Annotated in this window: 20 protein-coding genes and 1 pseudogene; 12 read left to right on the top strand and 9 right to left on the bottom strand. The window is 53.8% G+C overall.

The window, feature by feature from the left end:
* Nucleotides 1-40: 40 nt before the first annotated feature.
* The 7 genes and pseudogenes from gshB to LCD46_18620 all read right to left on the bottom strand — a co-directional run bounded on the left by gshB (nucleotide 41) and on the right by LCD46_18620 (nucleotide 6,573).
* The gene (gene gshB, locus LCD46_18650; GenBank protein UOY70049.1) at nucleotides 41-988 is read right to left on the bottom strand and encodes a glutathione synthase; all 948 of its coding nucleotides are present in this window, start codon (nucleotides 986-988) and stop codon (nucleotides 41-43) included.
* A 19-nt stretch (nucleotides 989-1,007) separates the two neighbouring features.
* Nucleotides 1,008-1,739 (bottom strand): 16S rRNA (uracil(1498)-N(3))-methyltransferase, encoded by a 732-nt coding sequence (gene rsmE / locus LCD46_18645; protein ID UOY70048.1) that lies wholly within the window; start codon nucleotides 1,737-1,739, stop codon nucleotides 1,008-1,010.
* A 52-nt stretch (nucleotides 1,740-1,791) separates the two neighbouring features.
* Nucleotides 1,792-2,499, bottom strand: coding sequence for a deoxyribonuclease I (endA, locus tag LCD46_18640; GenBank protein ID UOY70047.1), 708 nt, complete (start codon nucleotides 2,497-2,499; stop codon nucleotides 1,792-1,794).
* Nucleotides 2,500-2,593: 94 nt separating this feature from the next.
* A complete protein-coding gene (locus tag LCD46_18635; GenBank protein ID UOY70046.1) occupies nucleotides 2,594-3,091 on the bottom strand; it encodes a SprT family zinc-dependent metalloprotease in 498 nt (165 codons plus the stop codon).
* Nucleotides 3,092-3,150: 59 nt separating this feature from the next.
* On the bottom strand, nucleotides 3,151-4,548 hold the full coding sequence (galP, locus tag LCD46_18630) for a galactose/proton symporter (protein ID UOY70045.1): 1,398 nt from the start codon (nucleotides 4,546-4,548) through the stop codon (nucleotides 3,151-3,153).
* Nucleotides 4,549-4,892: 344 nt separating this feature from the next.
* A complete protein-coding gene (gene metK / locus LCD46_18625; GenBank protein UOY70044.1) occupies nucleotides 4,893-6,047 on the bottom strand; it encodes a methionine adenosyltransferase in 1,155 nt (384 codons plus the stop codon).
* Nucleotides 6,048-6,414: 367 nt separating this feature from the next.
* Nucleotides 6,415-6,573 (bottom strand): annotated as a pseudogene (locus LCD46_18620) (hypothetical protein).
* A 136-nt stretch (nucleotides 6,574-6,709) separates the two neighbouring features.
* Here LCD46_18620 and yqgB point away from each other — a divergent pair.
* From yqgB to speB, 3 genes are all read left to right on the top strand, one after another.
* Nucleotides 6,710-6,841: an acid stress response protein YqgB gene (gene yqgB, locus LCD46_18615; protein UOY70043.1), complete on the top strand. Its 132-nt coding sequence runs from the start codon at nucleotides 6,710-6,712 to the stop codon at nucleotides 6,839-6,841.
* Between the two features lie 8 nt (nucleotides 6,842-6,849).
* Nucleotides 6,850-8,826, top strand: coding sequence for a biosynthetic arginine decarboxylase (speA, locus tag LCD46_18610; protein ID UOY70042.1), 1,977 nt, complete (start codon nucleotides 6,850-6,852; stop codon nucleotides 8,824-8,826).
* A gap of 211 nt (nucleotides 8,827-9,037) precedes the next feature.
* Complete coding sequence (gene speB / locus LCD46_18605; GenBank protein ID UOY70041.1) at nucleotides 9,038-9,958, top strand: agmatinase; 921 nt, start codon at nucleotides 9,038-9,040, stop codon at nucleotides 9,956-9,958.
* A gap of 86 nt (nucleotides 9,959-10,044) precedes the next feature.
* On the opposite strand, the gene LCD46_18600 is transcribed toward speB, so the two are convergent.
* A complete protein-coding gene (locus LCD46_18600) occupies nucleotides 10,045-10,803 on the bottom strand; it encodes a M48 family metallopeptidase (protein UOY70040.1) in 759 nt (252 codons plus the stop codon).
* Nucleotides 10,804-11,075: 272 nt separating this feature from the next.
* Between LCD46_18600 and tkt the strand changes: the two genes are divergently transcribed.
* The 4 genes from tkt (at nucleotide 11,076) to fbaA (ending at nucleotide 16,797) form a co-directional block, all read left to right on the top strand.
* The gene (tkt, locus tag LCD46_18595; protein ID UOY70039.1) at nucleotides 11,076-13,067 is read left to right on the top strand and encodes a transketolase; all 1,992 of its coding nucleotides are present in this window, start codon (nucleotides 11,076-11,078) and stop codon (nucleotides 13,065-13,067) included.
* A 325-nt stretch (nucleotides 13,068-13,392) separates the two neighbouring features.
* Entirely contained in the window at nucleotides 13,393-14,412 is a 1,020-nt protein-coding gene (gene epd, locus LCD46_18590) for an erythrose-4-phosphate dehydrogenase (GenBank protein UOY70038.1), read from the top strand.
* Between the two features lie 49 nt (nucleotides 14,413-14,461).
* On the top strand, nucleotides 14,462-15,625 hold the full coding sequence (pgk, locus tag LCD46_18585; protein UOY70037.1) for a phosphoglycerate kinase: 1,164 nt from the start codon (nucleotides 14,462-14,464) through the stop codon (nucleotides 15,623-15,625).
* A gap of 92 nt (nucleotides 15,626-15,717) precedes the next feature.
* Nucleotides 15,718-16,797: a class II fructose-bisphosphate aldolase gene (gene fbaA / locus LCD46_18580; GenBank protein ID UOY70036.1), complete on the top strand. Its 1,080-nt coding sequence runs from the start codon at nucleotides 15,718-15,720 to the stop codon at nucleotides 16,795-16,797.
* Between the two features lie 47 nt (nucleotides 16,798-16,844).
* Here the strand turns inward: fbaA and LCD46_18575 are convergent, their stop codons facing one another.
* Nucleotides 16,845-17,750 (bottom strand): carbamate kinase, encoded by a 906-nt coding sequence (locus LCD46_18575; GenBank protein ID UOY70035.1) that lies wholly within the window; start codon nucleotides 17,748-17,750, stop codon nucleotides 16,845-16,847.
* Nucleotides 17,751-18,084: 334 nt separating this feature from the next.
* On the opposite strand from LCD46_18575, the gene LCD46_18570 reads away from it, so the two are divergent.
* Genes LCD46_18570 through allS form a run of 5 tightly spaced genes read left to right on the top strand, consistent with a single transcriptional unit; the run spans nucleotide 18,085 to nucleotide 24,025 of the window.
* Nucleotides 18,085-19,308 (top strand): MFS transporter, encoded by a 1,224-nt coding sequence (locus tag LCD46_18570; GenBank protein UOY70034.1) that lies wholly within the window; start codon nucleotides 18,085-18,087, stop codon nucleotides 19,306-19,308.
* Nucleotides 19,309-19,321: 13 nt separating this feature from the next.
* Nucleotides 19,322-20,983: an acyl-CoA synthetase FdrA gene (locus tag LCD46_18565; GenBank protein UOY70033.1), complete on the top strand. Its 1,662-nt coding sequence runs from the start codon at nucleotides 19,322-19,324 to the stop codon at nucleotides 20,981-20,983.
* 16 nt (nucleotides 20,984-20,999) lie between these two features.
* Nucleotides 21,000-22,262, top strand: coding sequence for a DUF1116 domain-containing protein (locus LCD46_18560; protein UOY70032.1), 1,263 nt, complete (start codon nucleotides 21,000-21,002; stop codon nucleotides 22,260-22,262).
* 40 nt (nucleotides 22,263-22,302) lie between these two features.
* The gene (locus LCD46_18555; protein ID UOY70031.1) at nucleotides 22,303-23,178 is read left to right on the top strand and encodes a DUF2877 domain-containing protein; all 876 of its coding nucleotides are present in this window, start codon (nucleotides 22,303-22,305) and stop codon (nucleotides 23,176-23,178) included.
* Nucleotides 23,096-24,025, top strand: coding sequence for an HTH-type transcriptional activator AllS (allS, locus tag LCD46_18550; protein ID UOY70030.1), 930 nt, complete (start codon nucleotides 23,096-23,098; stop codon nucleotides 24,023-24,025). The genes LCD46_18555 and allS overlap by 83 nt, the downstream gene beginning before the upstream one ends.
* Nucleotides 24,026-24,032: the final 7 nt, after the last annotated feature.

Here is a 24,032-nt window from a genome sequence, read left to right as displayed (position 1 = left end):
GCGGACAAACTGTGGGGCTGTCACTAATAGTATTAGTAAGTTATTTCTGGATACGTTTCTCGATCGCGTCCATCAGCATTCCGGTAATCGAAATCGGGAATTCCGCTTCGATTTCACGAATGCAGGTCGGGCTGGTAACGTTCACTTCGGTCAGGCGGTCGCCAATGATATCCAGACCCACAAAAATCAGACCTTTGGCTTTAAGCGTCGGGCCGACACGGCGGGCAATTTCCCAGTCGCTTTCTGTCAACGGACGCGGCTCGCCGCGGCCACCTGCCGCCAGGTTGCCACGGGTTTCTCCACCCTGCGGAATACGTGCAAGGCAGTAAGGAACCGGTTCGCCATCCACGACCAGAACACGTTTATCCCCATCTTTAATGGCCGGAAGGTAGTTCTGTGCCATGCAGTAACGGGTGCCGAGTTCAGTCAGTGTTTCAGCAATCACACCAATATTCGGGTCGCTTTCTTTCACGCGGAAGATTGACGCACCACCCATCCCATCCAGCGGTTTCATGATGATATCGCCGTGCTTCTGCCAGAATTCCTTCAGCTGCGCCTTGCTGCGGGTCACCAGGGTTTCCGGCGTCAGGTCAGAGAACCAGGCGGTGTAGAGCTTCTCGTTACAGTCGCGCAGGCTCTGCGGTTTGTTGACGATCAGAGTGCCTTTCTCTTCGGCACGCTCAAGAATGTAGGTGCAGTAGATGTATTCGGTGTCGAACGGCGGATCTTTACGCATCAGGATGACGTTCAGATCGGCAAGCGCAATATCCTGCTCGGTGCCGAATTCATACCATTTGTCGTAGTTCTGCTCGACGTTAACGATACGGGTGCGCGCGCGGGCTTCACCGTTGATCAGGTAAAGATCGTTCATCTCCATGTAGTGGAGTTCATAGCCACGACGCTGCGCTTCCAGCAGCATTGCGAAGCTGGAATCTTTCTTGATATTGATGTTTGCGATGGGGTCCATCACGATGCCGAGCTTGATCATGTTCTTCTCCGTTAATGCTTCAACCCAGATCGCCAAACCGTACCTGTAGCGCGGTAATGGCCGTGAGTGCCGTTGTCTCAGTGCGCAGAACGCGAGGTCCCAACAGAATATCAGTAAACTGGTAACGTGCCGTCATCGCAATTTCGTCGGCCGACAGGCCACCTTCCGGGCCAATCAACAGGCGTACGCGCTCAACGGGCAGCGGCAGCGTATTGATGCTGGCGCTGGCGCGCGGATGAAGATTGAGCTTCAGCCCACTGTCCTCTTCTGCACACCAGTCCTCCAGATCCATCGCCGGGCGGATCTCCGGAATACGGTTGCGGCCACTCTGTTCACAGGCCGCAATAGCGATTTTCTGCCACTGCTGGATCTTTTTGTTCAGACGTTCCGCATCCAGTTTAACGCCACAGCGCTCAGAAAAAAGTGGCGTAATGAGGCTTACACCCAGTTCAATCGATTTCTGGATGGTAAATTCCATCTTTTCACCGCGCGACATTACCTGGCCTAAATGAATATGCAGCGGCGATTCACGGTCATCCACTTCGCCACGCAGCACATTTACGTGGACACTTTTCTTATCCGCGCGTGTGATTTCGGCGTCGAAAACCTGATTAGAGCCGTCAAATAGCTGTATGGCCTGGCCAGCACCCATGCGCAGCACGCGGCCAACATGGTTGGCGGCTTCATCAGACAGTGCGATTTCGCGGCCTGCGGTAATCAGTTCAGGGTGGTAGATGCGAGGGATGCGCATAGTCAGAAATTCCATTAGTCATGCGATGTAAGCGAATTGCCGCTAGTGTAGGTTAGCTCTTTTGCGCCTGGCAAGCCCGCTGGACATAAGGGTTATGATTCCCCTGGACTTTAGCGATACGCTCATCACGCTGGCATTCCCACTCCGTTACCGGGTATTGCTTATCCCATGCATTGAACAGCAGGGTTTGCTGGCGTGAAAGGTTGAGGTCGTAACGGTCACGCATATAGAAGTAGGTGCGGGCGATACTGCCGCGCGCGCGGGCTGGGGGCTCGGCGACTTTCTCTTTGAAATCAACCTTCATACCGCACTGTCCGTACTGGCCTTCGCCACCGTTCCACTGGCTGTACATAAAATTGCCGCGGTCGCCGTTCACTTCACCCACGGCGGGTTGCAGGTTATGCATATCGCTTTCCATCTGGCGATAAACCGGGTCGCTGGCGCAGTTTTTACGTCCGCCATCCTGCCAGCACTGACGCTGGTGGCCAAACTGCCATGCCGGCACCACATGTTCCCATTCGATGCGGCTGGCGCGATTCTCGTTTTTACGCACTTTATAGCCGCAGGACTCCAGGTCAACGATCCCTTTTTTACCCTGCCAGTTAATTTTACAGCCGCAGTAGAAATCGCCTGGCACGTCAGCGTTGACCTTTACACCGGCCGCTTTAGCCTGAGAGAAACTGTTGATACCATCGGCCAGCACATGGCCTGAGAATGCCGTCGCCAGAAAAGCGACCGCGAGAGAGAAATTACGGGACATCTTACACTCCGTGTCAAAACGAGCCCGCAACGTAACGAATGTTGTTCCTGTATGCAATCAGTCAGATCAGGAAAGTTCCTGAAAGTTCAGCTGATTATTCCGCGATCAGCGGCTCGCCGCATTTGACGCAGCGGTAGGTTGCCTCGCCGCGCACCACGCGATTGTGACGGCGAACGGTGAGCTGATGCTGCTGACACTGGCAGCGGTAAGGGAAGGTATTGCGGCGTACTGATTCCAGCTCGAACTGATGGGTTCTGCGAGCCGGAACACCGAGCACGGCTTCCATCATCCATTTCCACTCTTTTCCGTGGGGCGCGACGCGGCCAAATTGTTTCCACACCAGAAGATGGGCCAGCTCGTGCGGAACCACTTCCTCGATAAACGCCTGCTGGTTTTCCATCATTAACACCGGGTTAAGGTGGATCTCGTAAGACTCCAGCCACGCTGTGCCCGCTGCGGTTCCACGCTGCTGGTAGACGAGTTTGGGTTCAGGATAATTGCGGCCGAGCTTCAGGTTCGCCTGGGCGAGTTTTTCCCGCAGGCTGCGCATAACGGCTTGCTGGATGGCAATGGGGAGACGGGGTGCTTTCATAGGGGCAGAGCATAAAACGCGAAGCGGGGAGGTGCAAGGGGCGCCTCCCCGTGAGGGGATTAGTCGTGGGCGCCGATTTCGCGCAGCGGACGACCTTTCATCAGGTTACGTTCTATATGTTCCAGCGAAACGTGTTTGGTTTCTGGAACCAGCCAGATAGTCAGAACAATAAAGAACAGGTTCAGACCGGAGTAAATCCAGAATGTGTTGGCATTCCCCAGACTGTTGAGCATTGTCAGGAAGGTTGCGCCGACAATCATGTTTGCCACCCAGTTGGTCGCAGTTGAGCAGGTGATACCAAAATCACGCCCTTTCAGTGGCTGAATTTCGGAGCACAGCACCCAGATCAGCGGGCCGGCACTCATCGCAAACCCGACGATAAACATCAGCAGCATACCTACCGCGAAGTACTGGGCTGTTGGTGAGTGAATACCCACATGCATCATTGTACCGAGGACGCCCATACCGGCCGCCATCACCAGGAAGCCCAGCGTCAGCGTTGGCTTACGTCCCCAGCGATCAACCAGGCCGATGGCGATAAAGGTCGCCAGCACGTTGGTCAGACCCACGATGACGGTACCCCACATCTGCTCGGTGGTGTTGGTGTAACCCGCCAGTTCAAAGATTTTTGGCGCGTAGTACATGATGACGTTCATCCCGGTGAACTGCTGCATCACTTGCAATAACACGCCCAGGAATACGGCGCGACGGAAGTTACTGTTCTCTTTAAACAGCGCCCAGCCGGACTGTTTCACCTTCAGGCTTTCGCGGATCTCTTCCAGCTCGTTTTTCGCTTCTGCGCTGGTATCACGCAGGCGCAGCAGCACGCGTTCTGCATCAACGAAGCGGCGTTTGGCGGCAAACCAGCGCGGGCTGTCCGGCAGGAAGAAAACACCAATCAGCAACAGAATTGCCGGGATGATGATCACGCCGAGCATCCAGCGCCATGCGCCGCTGTAGCTAAATGCGGTATCGGAAAGGTAGGCCCCCAAAATACCGATGGTGATCATCAGCTGGTACATGGAAATCATACTGCCACGGATTTTCTCAGGGGCGATTTCTGACAGGTAAAGCGGGGCGGTATAAGAGGCAACGCCCACGGCGAGACCCAGCAGCACGCGGGAGACCAACAGCACCTCTACGTTTGGCGCCGCCGCCGAGAACAGTGAACCGGCCACAAACAGAATAGCGCCGATCATCAGGCTTTTTTTACGGCCCAGTTTGAACGAGAGCCAGCCGCTGCCAACCGCACCAACCGCTGCACCGAACATCATGGAGCTCACCACCCATTCCTGAGTGTGGGCACTTATTTGAAACTCATCGGTGATGAAGGGGAGCGCGCCGGCAATCACGCCGATATCCAGGCCAAAGAGTAATCCTGCCAGGGCTGCGAGGAAGCAGACGAAGAAAGTCATCGCCTTGTTGGACGTACGCCCCTGTTTTTTATTGTCAGGCATTATGCCCTCCAGTTGGGTTATCAGTTTTATTGATATTAAGGTTAGGTGAGCGACCCGCAAAAATATGTGAGATAAATCACAATGGTGTAATCGGTTACACTAGCTTGTAACCGTCAATAAAATTAACGCTTTGAAAATATAGAGGAAAATTTGGTGAGGTGCATCGCGAAAGACGACATTTCAGACTTAACTGAAATGAGATGTAACAGCAGAAGAAAGGCGATCATGCAAAGAGATTTTTCTGAAATCGGGGCATATCCAGTGTGGTGTAATCGATACCATTATCTCTAAAATGCAAAAGGCCAGCACGAAGGCTGGCCTTTTAAACAACAACTGTCAGTCGATTATTTCAGACCGGCAGCTTCACGCAGCAGAGCGGCTTTGTCGGTTTTTTCCCATGGGAAATGTTCACGACCAAAGTGACCGTATGCCGCGGTTTCTTTGTAGATTGGGTGCAGCAGATCCAGCATCTGGATCAGGCCGTATGGACGCAGGTCGAAGAACTCGCGCACCAGCAGCGTCAGCTGTTCTGAAGGGACTTTCTCAGTACCGAAGGTTTCAACCATGATGGAGGTTGGTTCAGCGACGCCAATAGCGTAGGACACCTGAATCTCGCAACGATCGGCCAGACCTGCAGCAACGATGTTTTTCGCAACATAACGTGCAGCATACGCCGCAGAGCGGTCAACTTTTGATGGATCTTTACCAGAGAACGCACCGCCACCGTGACGCGCCATGCCGCCGTAGGTATCAACGATGATTTTACGACCGGTCAGACCGCAGTCACCCATTGGGCCGCCGATAACAAAGCGTCCGGTTGGGTTGATGAAGAATTTGGTTGCAGAGCTCAGCCATTCGGTCGGCAGAACCGGCTTGATGATCTCTTCCATCACTGCTTCTTGCAGGGATTTCTGATCGATATCTTCGGAATGCTGGGTAGACAGAACCACCGCGTCAATCCCGACGATTTTGCCGTCGTCATACTGGAAGGTCACCTGGCTTTTTGCATCCGGGCGCAGCCACGGCAGGGTGCCGTTTTTACGCACTTCAGCCTGACGCTGCACCAGACGGTGTGCGTAGGTCACAGGTGCTGGCATCAGCACGTCGGTTTCGTTGGTTGCATAGCCGAACATCAGGCCCTGGTCGCCCGCACCCTGTTCCAGTGGATCGGCGCGATCAACGCCTTGGTTGATGTCTGGAGACTGTTTACCAATTGCGCTCAGTACCGCACAGGAGTTGGCATCAAAGCCCATATCAGAATGCACATAGCCGATCTCACGCACCGTGTTACGGGTGATCTCTTCGATATCAACCCATGCGCTGGTGGTGATCTCACCGCCAACCAGAACCATGCCTGTTTTGACATAGGTTTCACACGCTACGCGCGCTTTAGGATCCTGGGTCAGGATCGCGTCCAGCACTGCATCGGAGATTTGGTCAGCAATTTTATCAGGATGTCCTTCTGATACGGACTCGGACGTAAACAGGTGTTTTGCCATGTTTTATTTCACCTAAGAGGAATTTGGTTAGCTCAAGCTGCTGTGTGGATTAGCCAAAGGAGATAATTCTACCAAGGCCTGCAGGTTTTTGACACTGGCAGTATGAGTGTTAATCAGTATAGATGGATTAACATCTGGACGTCTATTTTAGGTCACTTCTTCACCCGATTTCCAGTTTTTTTTGACTAACCTCTCACTCAGTTGAAATTACGGCTGGCAATAATTCCTGACGGCCCTGGCAACACGCACATTTATCTTTTGCTTTTTACCCCTGTTCTCGGTATAAAACGCGGCGCGCGGCTCATACAAAAAAGCGCTCGATGAACTCATCGTGTCGCCACTTCCAGCCGGGTTAAGCAGTGAACTTTTAGCTTTGGCTTGTGGTCCGTTTCAGCAGAGGCGGCCGTGGAGGTGATACGAGATAATGAACCATCGTTTTCCGCTAATTCAGCGCAGCCGTTCTGGCGCGCATTTGATTCCCGCAACCCGCATTTCTAGTCTGCAAACCTGCCGATGTTATACCCATCTCGGCGCTTCTCAGGATTCCAGGGCCGGTCACGCTTTGTGAAAACTGAACAAGGGCGCTCTTGTTAATACAAGAGTTTTCTCGTGGTTTCGCCGAACCTTGTCATACAGAGTTCGGATACGTGTTTTACAATGATATGAATAAGAAACCGGTCGCACGGTCTGGATTTCAGCATACTCTGCTGGGAAACGGAGCCGTTTATGGGTTGTTATCGCCGTATAACGCTGCGATAGTAGTCAACTGTTTTACACTTAATACAAAGAGTTGAGGTTCGCTATGTCTGACGACATGTCTTCTTTTTCGCCTTCGTCAGCGGGCGAACAGGGTGTACTACGTTCTATGCAGGAGGTTGCGATGAGCTCCCAGGAAGCCAGCAAGATGCTGCGCACTTACAATATTGCCTGGTGGGGCAATAACTACTACGACGTCAACGAACTGGGCCACATTAGCGTTTGCCCGGACCCTGACGTCCCTGAAGCGCGCGTGGATCTCGCCAAACTGGTGAAAGCCCGCGAAGCACAGGGCCAGCGTTTGCCTGCACTGTTCTGCTTCCCGCAGATCCTGCAACACCGCCTGCGTTCGATTAACGCCGCGTTCAAACGTGCGCGTGAATCCTACGGTTATAAAGGCGACTATTTCCTGGTTTACCCGATCAAGGTGAACCAGCACCGCCGCGTGATTGAATCGCTAATCCACTCCGGCGAACCGCTGGGCCTGGAAGCAGGTTCAAAAGCAGAACTGATGGCCGTGCTGGCGCATGCGGGCATGACCCGTTCGGTTATCGTCTGTAACGGCTATAAAGACCGTGAATATATTCGTCTGGCGCTGATTGGCGAAAAGATGGGTCATAAGGTCTATCTGGTTATCGAGAAGATGACCGAAATCGCTATTGTGCTGGAAGAAGCCGAGCGTCTGAACGTGATCCCACGCCTCGGTGTGCGTGCGCGTCTGGCCTCTCAGGGGTCTGGTAAATGGCAGTCCTCCGGCGGCGAAAAATCCAAGTTCGGCCTGGCGGCGAACCAGGTACTGCAACTGGTGGAGATCCTGCGCGAGCGCGGTCGTCTGGACAGCATTCAGCTGCTGCACTTCCACCTCGGTTCGCAGATGGCCAACATTCGCGACATCGCGACAGGCGTACGTGAGTCGGCGCGTTTCTACGTTGAGCTGCACAAGCTTGGCGTGAATATTCAGTGCTTCGACGTGGGCGGCGGCCTGGGTGTGGACTATGAAGGCACGCGTTCTCAGTCTGACTGCTCTGTGAACTACGGCCTGAACGAATATGCTAACAACATCATCTGGGCGATTGGCGATGCGTGTGAAGAACACGGTTTGCCTCATCCGACGGTGATCACTGAGTCCGGCCGTGCAGTAACCGCGCACCATACTGTGCTGGTGTCCAACATTATCGGCGTAGAGCGTAGCGAAATTTCCGAAGCCACACCGCCGCAGGATGATGCGCCTCGTTCCCTGCAAAATATGTGGGAAACCTGGCAGGAGATGCACGAACCTGGCACGCGCCGTTCCCTGCGCGAGTGGCTGCACGACAGCCAGATGGATCTGCACGATATTCACGTTGGCTACTCTTCAGGTAACTTTAGCCTGCAGGAGCGCGCGTGGGCCGAACAGCTCTATCTGAACATGTGTCATGAAGTGCAGAAACAGCTTGACCCGAGCAACCGCGCGCACCGTCCGATTATCGACGAGCTGCAGGAACGTATGGCGGACAAGATTTACGTCAACTTCTCCCTGTTCCAGTCGATGCCGGATGCATGGGGTATCGATCAGCTGTTCCCGGTTCTGCCGCTGGAAGGGTTGAACCATGCTCCGGAACGTCGAGCGGTGCTGCTCGACATCACCTGTGATTCCGACGGCGCTATCGACCACTACGTGGATGGCGATGGTATTGCGACCACCATGCCAATGCCGGAATACGACCCTGAGAACCCGCCAATGCTGGGCTTCTTCATGGTCGGGGCATACCAGGAGATCCTCGGCAACATGCACAACCTGTTCGGTGATACCGAAGCGGTTGACGTGTTTGTCTTCCCGGATGGCAGCGTGGAAGTGGAGCTGTCTGACGAAGGGGATACAGTGGCGGACATGCTGGAATACGTTCAGCTGGATCCGAAAACGTTGCTCACCCAGTTCCGCGACCAGGTGAAAAATACCGGTCTTGACGAAACATTGCAGCAGCAGTTCCTGGAAGAGTTTGAAGCGGGTCTGTACGGGTACACCTACCTGGAAGACGAGTAAGGTAAATCTCCCTTTCCCTATGGGAGAGGGGCGGGGTGAGGGCATCAGACCGCACAATGCCCTATACTCTCTTGAACCCGTATGAATTAGCGGCGATAATTCGCCCCAATATGCTATTTACGAATCAATCCCTTCCTCGTCGGGTTTAACGACGCGGAGGGGATTTTTTTTCATCTGTTTTTAATGAATCGACTTTAAAAGAGGTCAGGACATGAGCACTTTAGGTCATCAGTACGATAACTCTCTGGTATCTAACGCGTTTGGTTTTTTACGCCTTCCGATGAACTTCCAGCCGTACGACAGCGATGCCGACTGGGTTATCACTGGCGTGCCATTTGATATGGCAACCTCCGGTCGTGCCGGTGGGCGTCATGGCCCGGCAGCCATCCGTCAGGTATCGACTAACCTGGCCTGGGAGCACAACCGCTTCCCGTGGAACTTTGACATGCGCGAGCGTCTGAACGTGGTGGACTGCGGTGACCTGGTGTATGCCTTCGGCGACGCGCGTGAGATGAGCGAAAAACTCCAGGCGCACGCCGAGAAGCTGCTGGCTGCCGGTAAGCGCATGCTCTCCTTCGGTGGTGACCACTTCGTGACCCTGCCGCTGCTGCGCGCCCATGCCAAGCACTTCGGTAAAATGGCGCTGGTGCACTTTGATGCACATACCGACACTTATGCGAACGGCTGCGAGTTTGACCACGGCACCATGTTCTTCACCGCGCCAAACGAAGGCCTTATCGATCCAAACCACTCCGTGCAGATCGGTATTCGTACTGAGTTCGATAAAGATAACGGCTTTACCGTACTGGACGCCTGCCAGGTGAACGATCGCGGTGTTGACGACATCATCGCGCAGGTGAAGCAGATCGTGGGCGATATGCCGGTCTACCTGACCTTCGATATCGATTGCCTGGATCCAGCGTTTGCTCCGGGTACCGGTACACCTGTGATCGGCGGCCTGACTTCTGACCGTGCCATCAAACTGGTTCGTGGTCTGAAAGATCTGAACATCGTCGGGATGGACGTGGTGGAAGTGGCTCCGGCTTACGATCAGTCCGAAATTACCGCTCTGGCTGCGGCGACGCTGGCACTGGAAATGCTTTACATCCAGGCGGCGAAAAAAGGCGAGTAAGTTTAGCGGTTAAGTAAAAGCCCTCACCAGCTGGTGAGGGCTTTTTTGTGCTTTTGAAAAGGAGGCACAACAGCCTCCTTCTGAAATTATTTAATTCCGTCTGCGGCCATACGGTCGCGAATATGCTGCGCGCGTTCTTCTGAGGCTGGGTGATCATCAAACATTGAGCTTTGACGTCCTGCTTCCAGTTTGGCCAGTTTTTCGAAGCTGGTGGCTAAACCTGATGGATTAATGCCGCGTTTGCGCAACAGGTCGTAGGAGTAGTCATCCGCTTCGGACTCCTGACGCTGGGAGAACTGAGAATTAACCAACTTCTCTCCGACATCGCCAAGCTGCGACTGCGACAGGCTACCAACAATACCGCCCGCTGAAGCCGCCGCCGCGCGAATAGCATTGGTACCTAAGGCAACTTGCATCCCTTTCTTCACGTGACCGAGCGCAACGTGGCCCATTTCATGGCCGATAACCGCTTCAACTTCGTTGTCGGTCATCATATCCATCAGCCCGCTATAGACGCGGATACAACCGTTCGCCATCGCGAAAGCGTTCACGTCTTTGGCCATGTAAACCTTGTAGTTTACCGGCTGGCCGTTGATGTTATCGCCCAGCGCGGAAGCAATCTTATTCAGACGCTGCGTGTAGGTACTGTTAGCAGGGGCAAGTGTGGCTTTTCCGTCCATATCTTTACAGGCCTGGTCGCTCAGCGCTTTTACCTGCGCGTCGCTCAGGGAATAAGCCTGAAAAGCTTCTGCGCCTGAGGTCATCAGGCCGTTAGAATCCATATTCTGACAGCCACTCAGCAGGAGCGTTGTTCCCAGGGCCAGCACTATTGCACGCATTTTCATGTGGTTGCTTCCGTACTCGTTAATCTGAATAAAATCCGAAAAGTACACCGGCAACGAAGCCGGGGTCGGGCTAAGTATAAGGAATATCTACGGGGCCGGGCGAGCAGATTGCGCAACATGCGAGCATGATCCAGAGATTTCTTAAGCTGCAAAAGAATGCTCCATGTACATGGCATGCCGCTTGGGTTACATTGTTGGCACTTTTTTCCGGCGTAGCCCAAAACGCGCTGTCGTCAAGGGCATGGCCTTTAACAGTCCGATCTGGAGTTAAAATGTCCTCACGTAAAGAGCTTGCTAATGCTATTCGTGCGCTGAGCATGGACGCAGTACAGAAAGCCAAATCCGGCCACCCAGGGGCCCCTATGGGTATGGCTGATATCGCCGAAGTCCTGTGGCGTGATTTCCTGAACCACAACCCGCAGAACCCGGCATGGGCTGACCGCGACCGTTTCGTGCTGTCCAACGGCCACGGCTCTATGCTGATCTATAGCCTGCTGCACCTCACTGGCTACGATCTGCCAATTGAAGAGCTGAAAAACTTCCGTCAGCTGCACTCCAAAACTCCAGGTCACCCGGAAGTGGGTTACACCGCTGGTGTTGAAACCACGACCGGTCCACTGGGCCAGGGTATTGCGAACGCTGTGGGTATGGCGATTGCTGAGAAGACCCTGGCGGCGCAGTTCAACCGTCCTGGCCACGACATCGTAGACCACTTCACCTACGCGTTCATGGGTGATGGCTGCATGATGGAAGGCATTTCTCACGAAGTGTGCTCCCTGGCGGGTACCCTGAAACTGGGCAAACTGGTTGCGTTCTACGACGACAATGGTATCTCCATTGACGGTCACGTTGAGGGCTGGTTCACCGATGACACCGCTAAACGTTTTGAAGCCTATGGCTGGCACGTTGTGCGTGGTGTTGATGGCCACGATGCTGACTCGATTAAACGTGCAGTAGAAGAAGCGCGCGCTGTCACTGACAAACCATCCCTGCTGATGTGCAAAACCATTATCGGCTTCGGTTCACCGAACAAAGCCGGTACCCACGATTCTCACGGTGCGCCACTGGGCGACGCGGAAATTGCATTGACGCGCGAAGCGCTGGGCTGGAAACACCCGGCATTCGAAATCCCATCTGACATTTATGCTCAGTGGGATGCCAAAGAAGCAGGTCAGGCGAAAGAAGCCGCATGGAACGAGAAGTTCGCTGCGTATGCTAAAGCCTTCCCACAGGAAGCTGCTGAGTTCACCCGTCGCATGAAAGGCGATATGCCGTCTGACTTCGATGCAAAAGCGAACGAGTTCATCGCTAAGCTGCAGGCGAACCCATCTAAAATCGCCAGCCGTAAAGCGTCTCAGAATGCGATTGAAGCATTTGGCCCACTGTTGCCTGAATTCCTGGGCGGTTCTGCTGACCTGGCGCCTTCTAACCTGACCCTGTGGTCCGGTTCTAAAGCGATCAATGAAGATACTGCCGGTAACTACATCCATTATGGTGTACGTGAATTCGGTATGACGGCAATTGCTAACGGTATCTCCCTGCACGGTGGTTTCCTGCCGTATACCTCTACCTTCCTGATGTTCGTAGAGTACGCACGTAACGCCGTACGTATGGCTGCGCTGATGAAACAGCGTCAGGTGATGGTCTACACCCACGACTCCATCGGTCTGGGCGAAGATGGTCCAACTCACCAGCCGGTAGAGCAGGTGGCTTCTCTGCGTGTGACTCCGAACATGAGCACATGGCGTCCATGTGACCAGGTTGAATCCGCAGTGGCGTGGAAATACGGTGTTGAGCGTCAGGATGGCCCAACCGCACTGATCCTCTCCCGCCAGAACCTGGCACAGCAGGATCGTACTCCAGAGCAGTTGGCGAACATCGCTCGCGGTGGTTATGTGCTGAAAGATTGTGCAGGTCAGCCTGAACTGATCTTCATCGCTACCGGTTCTGAAGTTGAGCTGGCTGTTGCGGCATGGGACAAACTGTCTGCCGAAGGCGTTAAAGCGCGTGTGGTCTCCATGCCGTCTACCGATGCGTTCGACAAGCAGGATGCTGCATACCGCGAGTCCGTACTGCCTAAAGCGGTTACTGCTCGTGTGGCGGTGGAAGCGGGTATTGCTGACTACTGGTTCAAATATGTGGGCCTGAATGGCGCAATCGTCGGTATGACCACCTTTGGTGAGTCTGCACCGGCAGAGCTGCTGTTCGAAGAGTTCGGTTTCACCGTTGAGAACGTTGTAGCGAAAGCGAAAGAACTGCTGTAATCGCCGTTTCGCCCGGTGGCGCTATGCTAACCGGGCCTACAAATGGCTCGAAAGTAGGCCGGGTTAGCGCTAGCGCGCCACCCGGCTTTTTTGTTGTCATTATTCCACCAAAAATGTGACGCAAGTCATATAGCTCGCTTATTCATCTGGACAGACATTCCTTTTATTCCCCGATTCGCTTATTCTTGCTGAAGCGTTTCAGTCGATTAAATGTTCGACAATTGACCAATCAATCGCAGTTTGTGACAGCAAGGATTCCCCTTCGGGCGTAGCTGGATTACTCTTTCAGCCACCTCAAACCCAGGGATAGCTTTGCAGGAGATCTATGACCGTACGCGTAGCGATTAATGGCTTCGGTCGCATCGGACGTAATGTGGTTCGTGCTTTGTATGAATCCGGACGTCGGGCGGAAATGACCGTGGTGGCAATCAATGAACTGGCGGATGCTACGGGCATGGCGCATTTGTTGAAATATGACACCAGCCACGGACGCTTTGCCTGGGATGTGCGCCAGGAAAGAGATCAGCTTTTTGTCGGTGATGACGCTATTCGTGTGCTGCATGAGAACAGCATTACCGGGCTACCCTGGCGTGAATTGGGTGTGGATGTGGTGCTTGACTGTACCGGCGTGTATGGCAACCGCGAACATGGCGAAGCCCATCTGGCAGCAGGTGCGAAAAAAGTCCTGTTTTCTCATCCCGGCAGCAACGATCTCGACGCGACCGTCGTGTTTGGCGTCAATCAGCATGAGCTGCAAGCTGAACACCGCATTGTCTCCAACGCCTCCTGTACCACTAACTGCATTATTCCGGTCATTAAACTGTTAGACGATGCATATGGCATTGAATCCGGCACGGTGACCACGATTCACTCCGCCATGCACGATCAGCAGGTGATCGACGCCTACCATCCGGATTTACGACGCACTCGCGCGGCGAGCCAGTCAATCATTCCGGTGGACACAAAACTGGCTGCAGGGATCACACGTATTTTCCCGCAGTTTAATGACCGTTTTGAAGCGATTGCCGTGCGCGTTCCGACGATTAACGTCACTGCAATTGACCTTAGTGTGACGGTGAAAAAACCGGTAAAATCCTGTGAAGTCAACATGTTGCTGCAAAAAGCGGCACAGGGTGCATTTCATGGTATAGTTGACTATACGGAATTGCCGTTGGTCTCAGTAGATTTTAACCACGACCCGCACAGCGCCATCGTTGATGGCACTCAAACGCGCGTCAGTGGCGCACACCTTATCAAGACGCTGGTTTGGTGTGATAACGAATGGGGCTTTGCTAACCGAATGCTCGACACAACGTTAGCAATGGCCGCTCAAGGTTTCAGGTAAGACGCATCGTGCGTCTGCAAAACTTTAAGAATCAACGAGAGGATTCACCATGTCTGTAATTAAGATGACCGATCTGGATCTGGCTGGTAAACGCGTTTTCATCCGTGCTGATCTGAACGTACCGGTTAAAGAGGGTAAAGTGACCAGCGACGCGCGTATCCGTGCATCTCTGCCAACCATCGAACTGGCTCTGAAGCAGGGCGCTAAAGTGATGGTAACCTCCCACCTGGGTCGTCCAACCGAAGGCGAGTACAACGAAGAGTTCTCTCTGCTGCCAGTTGTTAATTACCTGAAAGACAAACTGTCCAACCCGGTTCGCCTGGTGAAAGATTACCTGGACGGCGTTGAAGTTGCTGCCGGTGAACTGGTTGTTCTGGAAAACGTTCGCTTCAACAAAGGCGAGAAGAAAGACGACGAAGCACTGTCCAAAAAATACGCTGCACTGTGCGACGTATTCGTAATGGATGCTTTCGGTACGGCTCACCGTGCGCAGGCTTCTACCCACGGTATCGGTAAATTCGCAGACGTAGCCTGTGCAGGTCCTCTGCTGGCTGACGAACTGGAAGCGCTGGGTAAAGCACTGAAAGAACCAGCTCGTCCAATGGTTGCTATCGTTGGTGGTTCTAAAGTTTCTACCAAACTGACCGTTCTGGACTCCCTGTCTAAAATTGCTGACCAGCTGATCGTTGGCGGTGGTATCGCGAACACCTTCGTTGCTGCTCAAGGTCACAACGTGGGTAAATCCCTGTACGAAGCAGACCTGGTTGACGAAGCTAAACGCCTGCTGAGCACCTGTGATATTCCAGTTCCAACAGATGTTCGTGTTGCTACTGAGTTCTCTGAAACTGCAACGGCGACCCTGAAGTCTGTAAACGACATCAAAGACGAAGAGCAAATTCTGGACCTGGGCGACGTTTCTGCACAGAAACTGGCTGAAATCCTGAAAAACGCAAAAACTATCCTGTGGAATGGTCCTGTTGGCGTGTTCGAATTCCCGAACTTCCGCAAAGGGACTGAAATCGTTGCTAACGCTATTGCAGACAGCGAAGCGTTCTCTATCGCAGGTGGTGGTGACACCCTGGCGGCAATCGACCTGTTCGGTATCGCTGACAAGATCTCCTACATCTCCACTGGTGGCGGTGCATTCCTCGAATTCGTGGAAGGCAAAGTACTGCCAGCAGTAGCAATGCTCGAAGAGCGCGCTAAGAAGTAAGCCATTCAAGGGCAGGGAAACCTGCCCAATTTTCAGCGCGCTTTTAAGAGCTCGCACCTTTTCTAACGGCCGAAGATACAGGACTAAGCAACATGTCTAAAATTTTTGATTTCGTAAAACCTGGCGTTATCACTGGTGATGACGTACAGAAAGTGTTCCAGGTAGCTAAAGAAAACAACTTCGCTCTGCCAGCAGTTAACTGCGTAGGTACCGACTCCATCAACGCCGTACTGGAAGCCGCTGCAAAAGTTAAAGCACCGGTTATCGTTCAGTTCTCTAACGGCGGTGCTGCGTTCATCGCTGGTAAAGGCGTGAAAACTGACGTTCCTCAGGGTGCTGCAATCCTGGGTGCTATCTCTGGTGCGCACCACGTACACCAGATGGCTGAACACTACGGTGTTCCAGTTATCCTGCACACTGACCACTGCGCGAAGAAACTGCTGCCGTGGATCGACGGTCTGCTGGACGCGGGTGAAAAACACTTCGCTGCTACCGGTAAGCCACTGTTCTCTTCTCATATGATCGACCTGTCTGAAGAGTCACTGCACGAAAACATCGAAATTTGCTCCAAATACCTGGCGCGCATGGCCAAAATGGACATGACCCTGGAAATCGAACTGGGTTGCACCGGTGGTGAAGAAGACGGCGTGGACAACAGCCACATGGACGCTTCTGCACTGTACACCCAGCCAGAAGACGTTGATTACGCTTACACCGAGCTGAGCAAAATCAGCCCACGCTTCACCATTGCAGCGTCCTTCGGTAACGTGCACGGCGTTTACAAACCAGGTAACGTGGTTCTGACCCCAACTATCCTGCGTGATTCTCAGGAATATGTGTCTAAGAAACACAACCTGCCGCACAACAGCCTGAACTTCGTCTTCCACGGCGGTTCCGGTTCTTCTGCTCAGGAAATCAAAGATTCCGTAAGCTACGGTGTAGTGAAAATGAACATTGATACCGATACCCAGTGGGCTACCTGGGACGGTATTCTGCAGTACTACAAAACTAACGAAGCTTACCTGCAGGGCCAGCTGGGCAACCCGAAAGGCGAAGACCAGCCGAACAAGAAATACTACGATCCACGCGTATGGCTGCGCGCAGCGCAGACTTCCATGGTGACCCGTCTGGAGCAGGCTTTCAAAGAACTGAACGCGGTTGACGTTCTGTAATATGAATTTGCCCCAATAAAAAAGGCTTCCTTCGGGAAGCCTTTTTTTTAGCCTGTAATGCAGGTTCCTTTTTTGCCCGCCAGTATTTGCGGTGCATCGTTGAGCGCGCCGATAAACGCTGTGTTTCCCGTTTGCTGCACGAACTGTATCACTGCTGCTGCCTTCGGCCCCATCGCGCCGTCCGGAGCGGCAAAAGGTGCTAGCTCCTGCAACGTGACATGCCGAAGCGGGCGAGCCTGCGGCGTTCCCCAGTTTTCGTAGACCGCATCGGCATCGGTCAGGATCAATAAATGATCGGCATGAATAGACTGCGCCAGCACCGCTGCGGTCAGGTCTTTATCGATGACCGCTTCCGTCCCCTCATAGCCTTCTCCCTGAGCGATCACCGGGATCCCTCCGCCCCCACAGCAAATCACTAAATGCCCGGCGTCCATCAGCGTCGAGATTGCCTTATCATCAACGATTTTTAGCGGAAGCGGAGAGGGGACCACGCGACGGATATAATTACCGTCTGCTTTCATAATCCAGCCGTAACGCGACTCAAGCGCTGCCTGCTGCTCGGGTTGATATACCGGGCCAATGTATTTTCCCGGCAGGGAAAATGCGGGATCGTGTACATCTACCTCTACGCGGGTCATGAGCGTTGTGACCGGCACGTTTCGCACAAAATGCGTCAGTTCCTGCGCGATGGCGGAACCAATCATCCCCTGGCTTTCAGCTACCAGCAGGTCCAGCGGCCAGGCGGGCGATTCGGTATAGGCCGCATTCTGCAGTGCCAGCAGGCCGACCTGCGGCCCGTTGCCGTGAACGATCACCAGCTGGTAATCACCCGCCAGCGCGGCGACCATTTTGGCAAAGACCTTAATGCTGCGCTGCTGATTTTCTGCGCTCAGGACGTCCCCACGCTGTAATAACGCATTGCCCCCAAGAGCAATAACAATTTTCTTTTTCATTATGACCTCTGTGGTAAATAACTCGCGGTCAACATAAAGGTTTATGAAAACGATAATGTGATAGGCGTTACAACCCGGCGACCACAAAAAATATCTCGTTAATTAATGATGTTTCGCTTTTGTTTATTTAATTAATTTTAAAAGTCATTATTAGATTTTTTTTAATAATATCGATGCCAATTCCCAGGAATTTATAACAATAGATTTTGTGTGACTTTGTTCAAATGAAATAGCGTTATACCCCGATACTGTAACGGCAGTTAAAACATCAAACCTCACGTATCAGCGCGATAACATGAGGTATTCAGCGGTAATTATTACCGGGAGATTGCTTATGTCTGCATCATATGACGTGGCTGAGGCCACAAAGAAAAAAGGAATACCGGCCTGGTGGGTCACAATTTTCCTGTTCTGGCTTGGCTGGATTTTTATGTACGCCGACCGTACGGTACTAAATCCTGTGATGGGCGAACTGGAAAAAGAATTCGGCCTGAGCGGTACGCAGTTAGGGATACTTAATTCAGTATTCTATTTTTCTTATGCTTTATTGCAGGTCCCTGCCGGGATCCTCGGCGATAAAATTGGTAAGAAAAAAGTACTGGTTCCTGGCTTTATTCTTTTTGGCGTTTTTACCGCGGTGACCGGTTGGGCAAAAAGCTGGTACACGCTGCTCTTTGCGCGAGTCGTGACCGGCGCAGGGGAAGGGACATATTACGGCCCTCAGTACGGATTATCCTCTGAACAAATCCCGAAAAAATACCGTTCTCTCGGTAGCGCGATAATTAACAGCGGTATGGCATTTGGTATTGCCCTCGGATTAATGACCTCCAGCTGGCTGGTCTACGACCAGGGCTACTCCTGGCGAATGCCGTTTTACGCTATGGCCATACCTTCTGTTCTGGTCGGGGTTGCAATCTGGCTGTTCGTTAAGGAAAAGAAACGCACCGCCGAAGCCGAAGGACAGACGGTTAAGAAAGGTAAGTTCAGCGATCTCTTTAAGAACCGTAACCTGATCCTGACTTACATCATGGTGTTCTGCAGCCTGTTTGGCTTCTTCGTGATCCTGACCTGGCTTCCTTATTACCTGCAAAACGAACGCGGCATTCCGGGCAGCGAAACCGGGTTTATCTCCTCGCTGGTGGCGTGGATCTCTATTCCGGGTGCGCTGCTGTTCTCCAGCCTCTCCGATAAGTTAGGCAAGCGTAAGCCATTAATTCTGTTTTTAGTACCGGTGGCGATAGTCAGCATGTTGTCCATCGTCTGGATGCCAAATATGACCGGCGTTATCGTCGCGCTTTGCGTGTACGGCCTGGTAGGCAAGCTGGCGCTGGACCCGGTACTGGTGGCGCTGGTTGCCGACAGTGTGGATGAAAACAACTACAGCACCGCATTCGGATTATTCAATTTCATTGGTATGAGCTCATCCATTCTGGCACCGATTATTGCCGGGGCCGTTCGCGATATGACGGGAAGCCTGGCTTCCAGTTTCTATGTTTCCGCGGTACTCCTGGCGATTGGTCTGTGCGGGATGCTGTTCTTAAAAGAAAAACGCGCATAAAGAGGTAGCGGTAATGATTTACGCCTTTGTTAAAAAGGGAAGTTTTCAGGATTCCGTCAGCCTGATGATTATTTCCCGCAAATTAAGCGAGCACCCGGAAGTGGATCAGGTCTCCGTCATGATGGGAACCCCAGCCAATAAATCAATGCTGGATTCAACGGGCTTCTGGCATGACGATTTTTCCCAGTCGACACCAAACGATATATGCGTCGCCGTACGCACCGAATCCGAACAGCCCGAGATCCTGGACGTTATCCGCGAGCAGTTAGAGAAAGAGCTGAACGCGATTGCCACTGCGTCGGGAAGTTCGCACCAGTTGGTGAAAGCACGGCGCTGGGAAAGCGCCTGTCAGAAACTGCCTGATGCCAATCTGCTGCTGGTCTCCGTTGCCGGAGAGTATGCAGCGTCGGTCGCCAAAGAAGGGTTACTGGCTGATAAAAACGTGATGCTGTTTTCCGATAACGTGCCGGTTGCGCAGGAAGTTGAGCTGAAAACGCTGGCTCGCGAGCGTGGACTGATTGTTATGGGGCCGGACTGCGGTACGGCGATGATTGCCGGCAGCCCGTTGGCTTTTGCCAACGTCCTGCCCGAGGGGGGAGTTGGCGTAATTGGCGCGTCCGGGACGGGTATTCAGGAAATCACCTCTCAGATTGCCCTTCACCAGCAAGGCATAAGCCATGCCATCGGTTTGGGGGGACGCGATCTGAGTGCTGACGTCGGTGGCCTTAGTGCGCTTACCGCGCTAGAGATGCTGGCAGGAGATGAGGTAACAAAGGTCATCGCATTCGTTTCTAAGCCGCCGTCACCTCAGGTGCGCACCCGGGTTATTACAGCCATGCAGAGTGTCGGTAAGCAGGTAGTCGCGCTCTTCCTCGGGAGTAAACCGGAGCAGCGTCGCGACGGCAACGTCTGGCTCGCGCACTCGCTCTCCGATGCAGCCCGGCTCGCGGTGCTGCTGATGCGCGTGGCTAAGCAGCGCCAGTCTCAGCCAGAGGTGGTGGGGAAAGGCATTTGCGGTTTGTATGCCGGCGGTACGCTGGCAGCGGAAGCGGCGATGTTGCTTTCCGAGGAGCTGGGCATTCCGCTGAGCGAAAGCCATCAGGATGGAATCATGCTGGCGTTTGAGGAGCATCGTATCGTCGATTTAGGAGATGACAGTTACACCCTTGGCAGACCGCACCCGATGATCGACCCAACTACCCGCAGCATCGAAATTGAAAAGCTGGCGGCTCAGCCTGAGACGGGCGTTTTGCTGCTGGACGTGGTGCTGGGCTATGGCGCCTGTGCCGATCCTGCGGCGGCGGTGGTTGAGGCGATTGAAAAAGTGCGCTCGCAGCGCGCTGAGCCTCTAGCAGTTATCGCCACGCTGACCGGTACCGAGGACGATCCTCAGGGGCGTGACGGGCAGTTAGAAAAGCTGCGGCAGGCCGGCGTCGTCGTTGTTGAGACGCTGGAAGAGGCCGTTTTGCTCGCCAGCAGCCTGATCCAACACCAGACCCCGAGCGCATCAGACAAGCACTGCGCACTTCTCGACGGTGTTCAGGTTATCAATGCCGGACTGCGTAGTTTTGCGCTGGATTTACAAAGCAGCGGAACGCCGGTTGTCCACTATCAGTGGGCACCTGTCGCCGGCGGCAACGCCCGTCTTGCCAGTTTACTCAAACAGTTACATTAAGTTCAGAGGTACAAATATGTATTCATCTATTGCACAGGCCAATGAAGCCATCATTGAACGAATCAAAGCTGCGCGTCCACACTGGGTTGCTGTCCGTCCGGCCAAAGAGGCTGTAACTGAACTTTCTTCCGGGCGTAAGCTATTGCATGCGGGTCCACCGATTGCCTGGGAGGAGATGACCGGTCCAATGCGCGGGGCGTGCATTGGGGCAGCGCTTTTTGAAGGCTGGGCCGAGCGTGAAGAGGATGCGGTGCGCCTGCTGGAGCAGGGAGAAGTGGCGTTTATCCCGTGCCACCATGTTGGCGCCGTGGGGCCAATGGGCGGGATCACCTCGGCGAATATGCCTGTGCTGATTGTGCGTGATGTGGTTCATGGTAACCAGTCTTGCTGCAACCTGAACGAAGGTATCGGCAAGGTGATGCGTTTTGGCGCGTACGGTGATGATGTACAGCAGCGGCTGCGCTGGATGCGAGATACGCTTGCCCCGGTTCTTCAGGCAGCGCTGAGCAAAATTGACAATGGAATCGACCTGACAGCGATGATGGCGCAGGCCATTACCATGGGCGACGAGTTCCACCAGCGCAACATCGCCGCGTCTTCTTTATTACTCCGCACGCTCTCTCCGGTAATTGCAGGGCTGGACCGCCCGCAGGCTGAAATCATCGAGGTGCTGCAGTTCCTGAGCGTAACTGACCAGTTCTTCCTCAACCTGGCGATGGCTTACAGCAAAGCGGTGATGGATACGGCCGCGCAAATCAAAGCCGGTACCGTAGTCACGGCTATGACGCGCAACGGTCGCGAGTTTGGTATCCGAGTCAGCGGTACAGGTGACCGTTGGTTCACTGCACCCGTGAATACGCCGCAGGGTCTGTTCTTTACCGGTTATAGCCAGGCGGATGCGAACCCGGATATCGGCGACAGCGCAATCACCGAAACGCTGGGGATTGGCGGTGCGGCGATGATTGCGGCACCTGGCGTCACGCGTTTTGTCGGGGCGGGCGGCATGGGTGCCGCGCTGGAAACGTCGGAAGAGATGGCTGAAATCTATCTCGCCAGTAACCCGCTCTTCCAGATCCCCTCCTGGGACTTCAAGGGAGCATGTCTGGGGTTAGATGTCCGTAGGGTTGTTGAAACCGGGATCACGCCGCTGATTAACACCGGTATCGCTCACCGCGAGGCGGGGATCGGACAGGTGGGTGCCGGAACGGTGCGCGCACCGCTGCCGTGCTTTGAAAAAGCCCTTGAGGCTCTCGCTGAGCTGTATCACGTTACCGCGTAATGGTTAAAAGGGGCGGTCCTGCCGCCCCGGAGTTCTTGCTATGATCCTGGAGTCTATGGCCTATGGTGGCGTTGAGCGTCTGAGTGACGGAGAGTGGCATCTGCACAGCCGCTTCACTCAAGCGATCAACTACGTTCATGCTGATGGCACGCTGATGTCTTTTATCCGTTACGGCAAAGGGGTTGCGCCTGCCGGTGTATTACTCTCAACGCGGAATTTTGCGAAAGTGTACGATGCCAAACGGTGGACCAAACGGGGTAAAACTCTGCTGGGGTATGACGCCTCTATCTTGTTAAGACGTCGGCTCAACCTGGCCCCTCAACGCGGTACGATGCCCGTGCCGGATTTGCGAGACTACCCCGAACAAACGGGGCTGTGTGGCCCGCTCTGCCAACTGGACGCGGGTGCCATTGCCTTCAGGTTATTGCTGGATGGCCTCGCCCAGTGGAAGAACGGTAATCCCCCTTCCTGGACAGGATTAATTGGCATGGGGCCCGGCCTAACGCCCGGTGGTGACGACATGCTGACAGGCGCGCTGGCAGTGTTACATGCTTCACACTTTTTTCCGCAACTCCAGGCTTGCCCATTTTTACCCTCGGCCGATCAACTCATGACGCTCACAACTTCGGTAAGCTGCAGTTACCTCAACAGCGCCCGCTACGGCGAATTTTCTACTCCGGTTCTTCATCTGCTGCGCTGCCTGCAGGCCGGACGCGATCCGCACAGAGCCATTCGGCGGCTGGTGCTGATGGGGCATACGTCGGGCGCTGATATCGTTGCCGGCATGGTGATTACGTTGCGATGGTTACAGATCCAGAAGGAAAGGCGAGAACATGCTCGATCAGGAAACAGTGCGGACATTTATACGGGTCGCGGAGACCGGGAGTTTTTCGCGAGCAGCCGCTTCACTCCATAAAACGCCCGCAGCGATCAGCTACCGGATTAAAACGCTTGAGGAGCAGACCGGCACGCAGCTCTTTTTACGCACCACCCGTTCAGTGAGCTTAACCCCTGCGGGCACGCATCTGCTCGAAAACTGTCGGCAGTGGCTGAGCTGGCTGGATGCCATGCCGGATGAACTGCAGCAAATTAATGCGGGTGTCGAAAGACAGATCAATATTGTTGTTAACAATCTGCTCTACCAGCCGCGCTCTGCAGCCAGGCTGTTAACCTGGCTGCATCAACGTTTTCCCTTCACGCGTTTCCAGCTTTCCCGACAGGTGTATATGGGGGTGTGGGATACGTTGCTCTATGATGATTTTCATCTCGCCATCGGGGTGACGGGCTCGGAATCCCTGTCAAATACCATTTCTCTTCTTCCACTGGGTGAGATTCGCTGGCGCTTCGTTGTTGCAAGCGATCACCCGCTTGCTTCACATCCAGCGGATCGCTTAACAGACGATATGCTGCGCAAGTATCCGGCAATCAATATTGATGATACCTCGCGTAATCTGACGCGTCGGGTGGCGTGGCTGCTCGGCGGGCAAAAAGAAATTAAGGTGCCTGATATGAGCACAAAAATTGTCTGTCATGTTAGCGGGCTGGGGGTAGGTTTTCTGCCAGAGCGTCAGTGTCAGCCCTATATTGAGTCCGGGCAACTGGTGGCACGAGATGTGGTAAACCCACGCCAAAAATCTCCGCTTTCGGTGGCGTGGAAGTCCGTCGGTAGCGGAAAAGTGATTGATGAGATTGTGACGTTATTTCGCAATAAAGATCTGCTGGTAGCGGAATTTACCAACGAGATTGACCGTCAGCTTAACTAACTCCTGC

This window comes from Enterobacter ludwigii, assembly GCA_023023105.1.
Classification (GTDB): domain Bacteria; phylum Pseudomonadota; class Gammaproteobacteria; order Enterobacterales; family Enterobacteriaceae; genus Enterobacter; species Enterobacter adelaidei.
The sequence above is the reverse complement of the archived record's forward strand: the minus strand, read 5'-3'. Positions and strand labels throughout refer to the sequence as shown.

Excerpts from the sequence above, each read along its gene's own strand:
- pgk (UOY70037.1), top strand. The coding sequence starts at position 14,462 with ATGTCTGTAATTAAGATGACCGATCTGGATCTGGCTGGTAAACGCGTT.
- galP (UOY70045.1), bottom strand. The coding sequence starts at position 4,548 with ATGCCTGACAATAAAAAACAGGGGCGTACGTCCAACAAGGCGATGACT.
- speA (UOY70042.1), top strand. The coding sequence starts at position 6,850 with ATGTCTGACGACATGTCTTCTTTTTCGCCTTCGTCAGCGGGCGAACAG.
- epd (UOY70038.1), top strand. The coding sequence starts at position 13,393 with ATGACCGTACGCGTAGCGATTAATGGCTTCGGTCGCATCGGACGTAAT.
- rsmE (UOY70048.1), bottom strand. The coding sequence starts at position 1,739 with ATGCGCATCCCTCGCATCTACCACCCTGAACTGATTACCGCAGGCCGC.
- endA (UOY70047.1), bottom strand. The coding sequence starts at position 2,499 with ATGTCCCGTAATTTCTCTCTCGCGGTCGCTTTTCTGGCGACGGCATTC.
- LCD46_18565 (UOY70033.1), top strand. The coding sequence starts at position 19,322 with ATGATTTACGCCTTTGTTAAAAAGGGAAGTTTTCAGGATTCCGTCAGC.
- gshB (UOY70049.1), bottom strand. The coding sequence starts at position 988 with ATGATCAAGCTCGGCATCGTGATGGACCCCATCGCAAACATCAATATC.
- tkt (UOY70039.1), top strand. The coding sequence starts at position 11,076 with ATGTCCTCACGTAAAGAGCTTGCTAATGCTATTCGTGCGCTGAGCATG.
- LCD46_18635 (UOY70046.1), bottom strand. The coding sequence starts at position 3,091 with ATGAAAGCACCCCGTCTCCCCATTGCCATCCAGCAAGCCGTTATGCGC.
- LCD46_18570 (UOY70034.1), top strand. The coding sequence starts at position 18,085 with ATGTCTGCATCATATGACGTGGCTGAGGCCACAAAGAAAAAAGGAATA.
- speB (UOY70041.1), top strand. The coding sequence starts at position 9,038 with ATGAGCACTTTAGGTCATCAGTACGATAACTCTCTGGTATCTAACGCG.
- LCD46_18600 (UOY70040.1), bottom strand. The coding sequence starts at position 10,803 with ATGAAAATGCGTGCAATAGTGCTGGCCCTGGGAACAACGCTCCTGCTG.
- LCD46_18560 (UOY70032.1), top strand. The coding sequence starts at position 21,000 with ATGTATTCATCTATTGCACAGGCCAATGAAGCCATCATTGAACGAATC.
- fbaA (UOY70036.1), top strand. The coding sequence starts at position 15,718 with ATGTCTAAAATTTTTGATTTCGTAAAACCTGGCGTTATCACTGGTGAT.
- metK (UOY70044.1), bottom strand. The coding sequence starts at position 6,047 with ATGGCAAAACACCTGTTTACGTCCGAGTCCGTATCAGAAGGACATCCT.
- LCD46_18575 (UOY70035.1), bottom strand. The coding sequence starts at position 17,750 with ATGAAAAAGAAAATTGTTATTGCTCTTGGGGGCAATGCGTTATTACAG.
- yqgB (UOY70043.1), top strand. The coding sequence starts at position 6,710 with ATGAATAAGAAACCGGTCGCACGGTCTGGATTTCAGCATACTCTGCTG.
- LCD46_18555 (UOY70031.1), top strand. The coding sequence starts at position 22,303 with ATGATCCTGGAGTCTATGGCCTATGGTGGCGTTGAGCGTCTGAGTGAC.
- allS (UOY70030.1), top strand. The coding sequence starts at position 23,096 with ATGCTCGATCAGGAAACAGTGCGGACATTTATACGGGTCGCGGAGACC.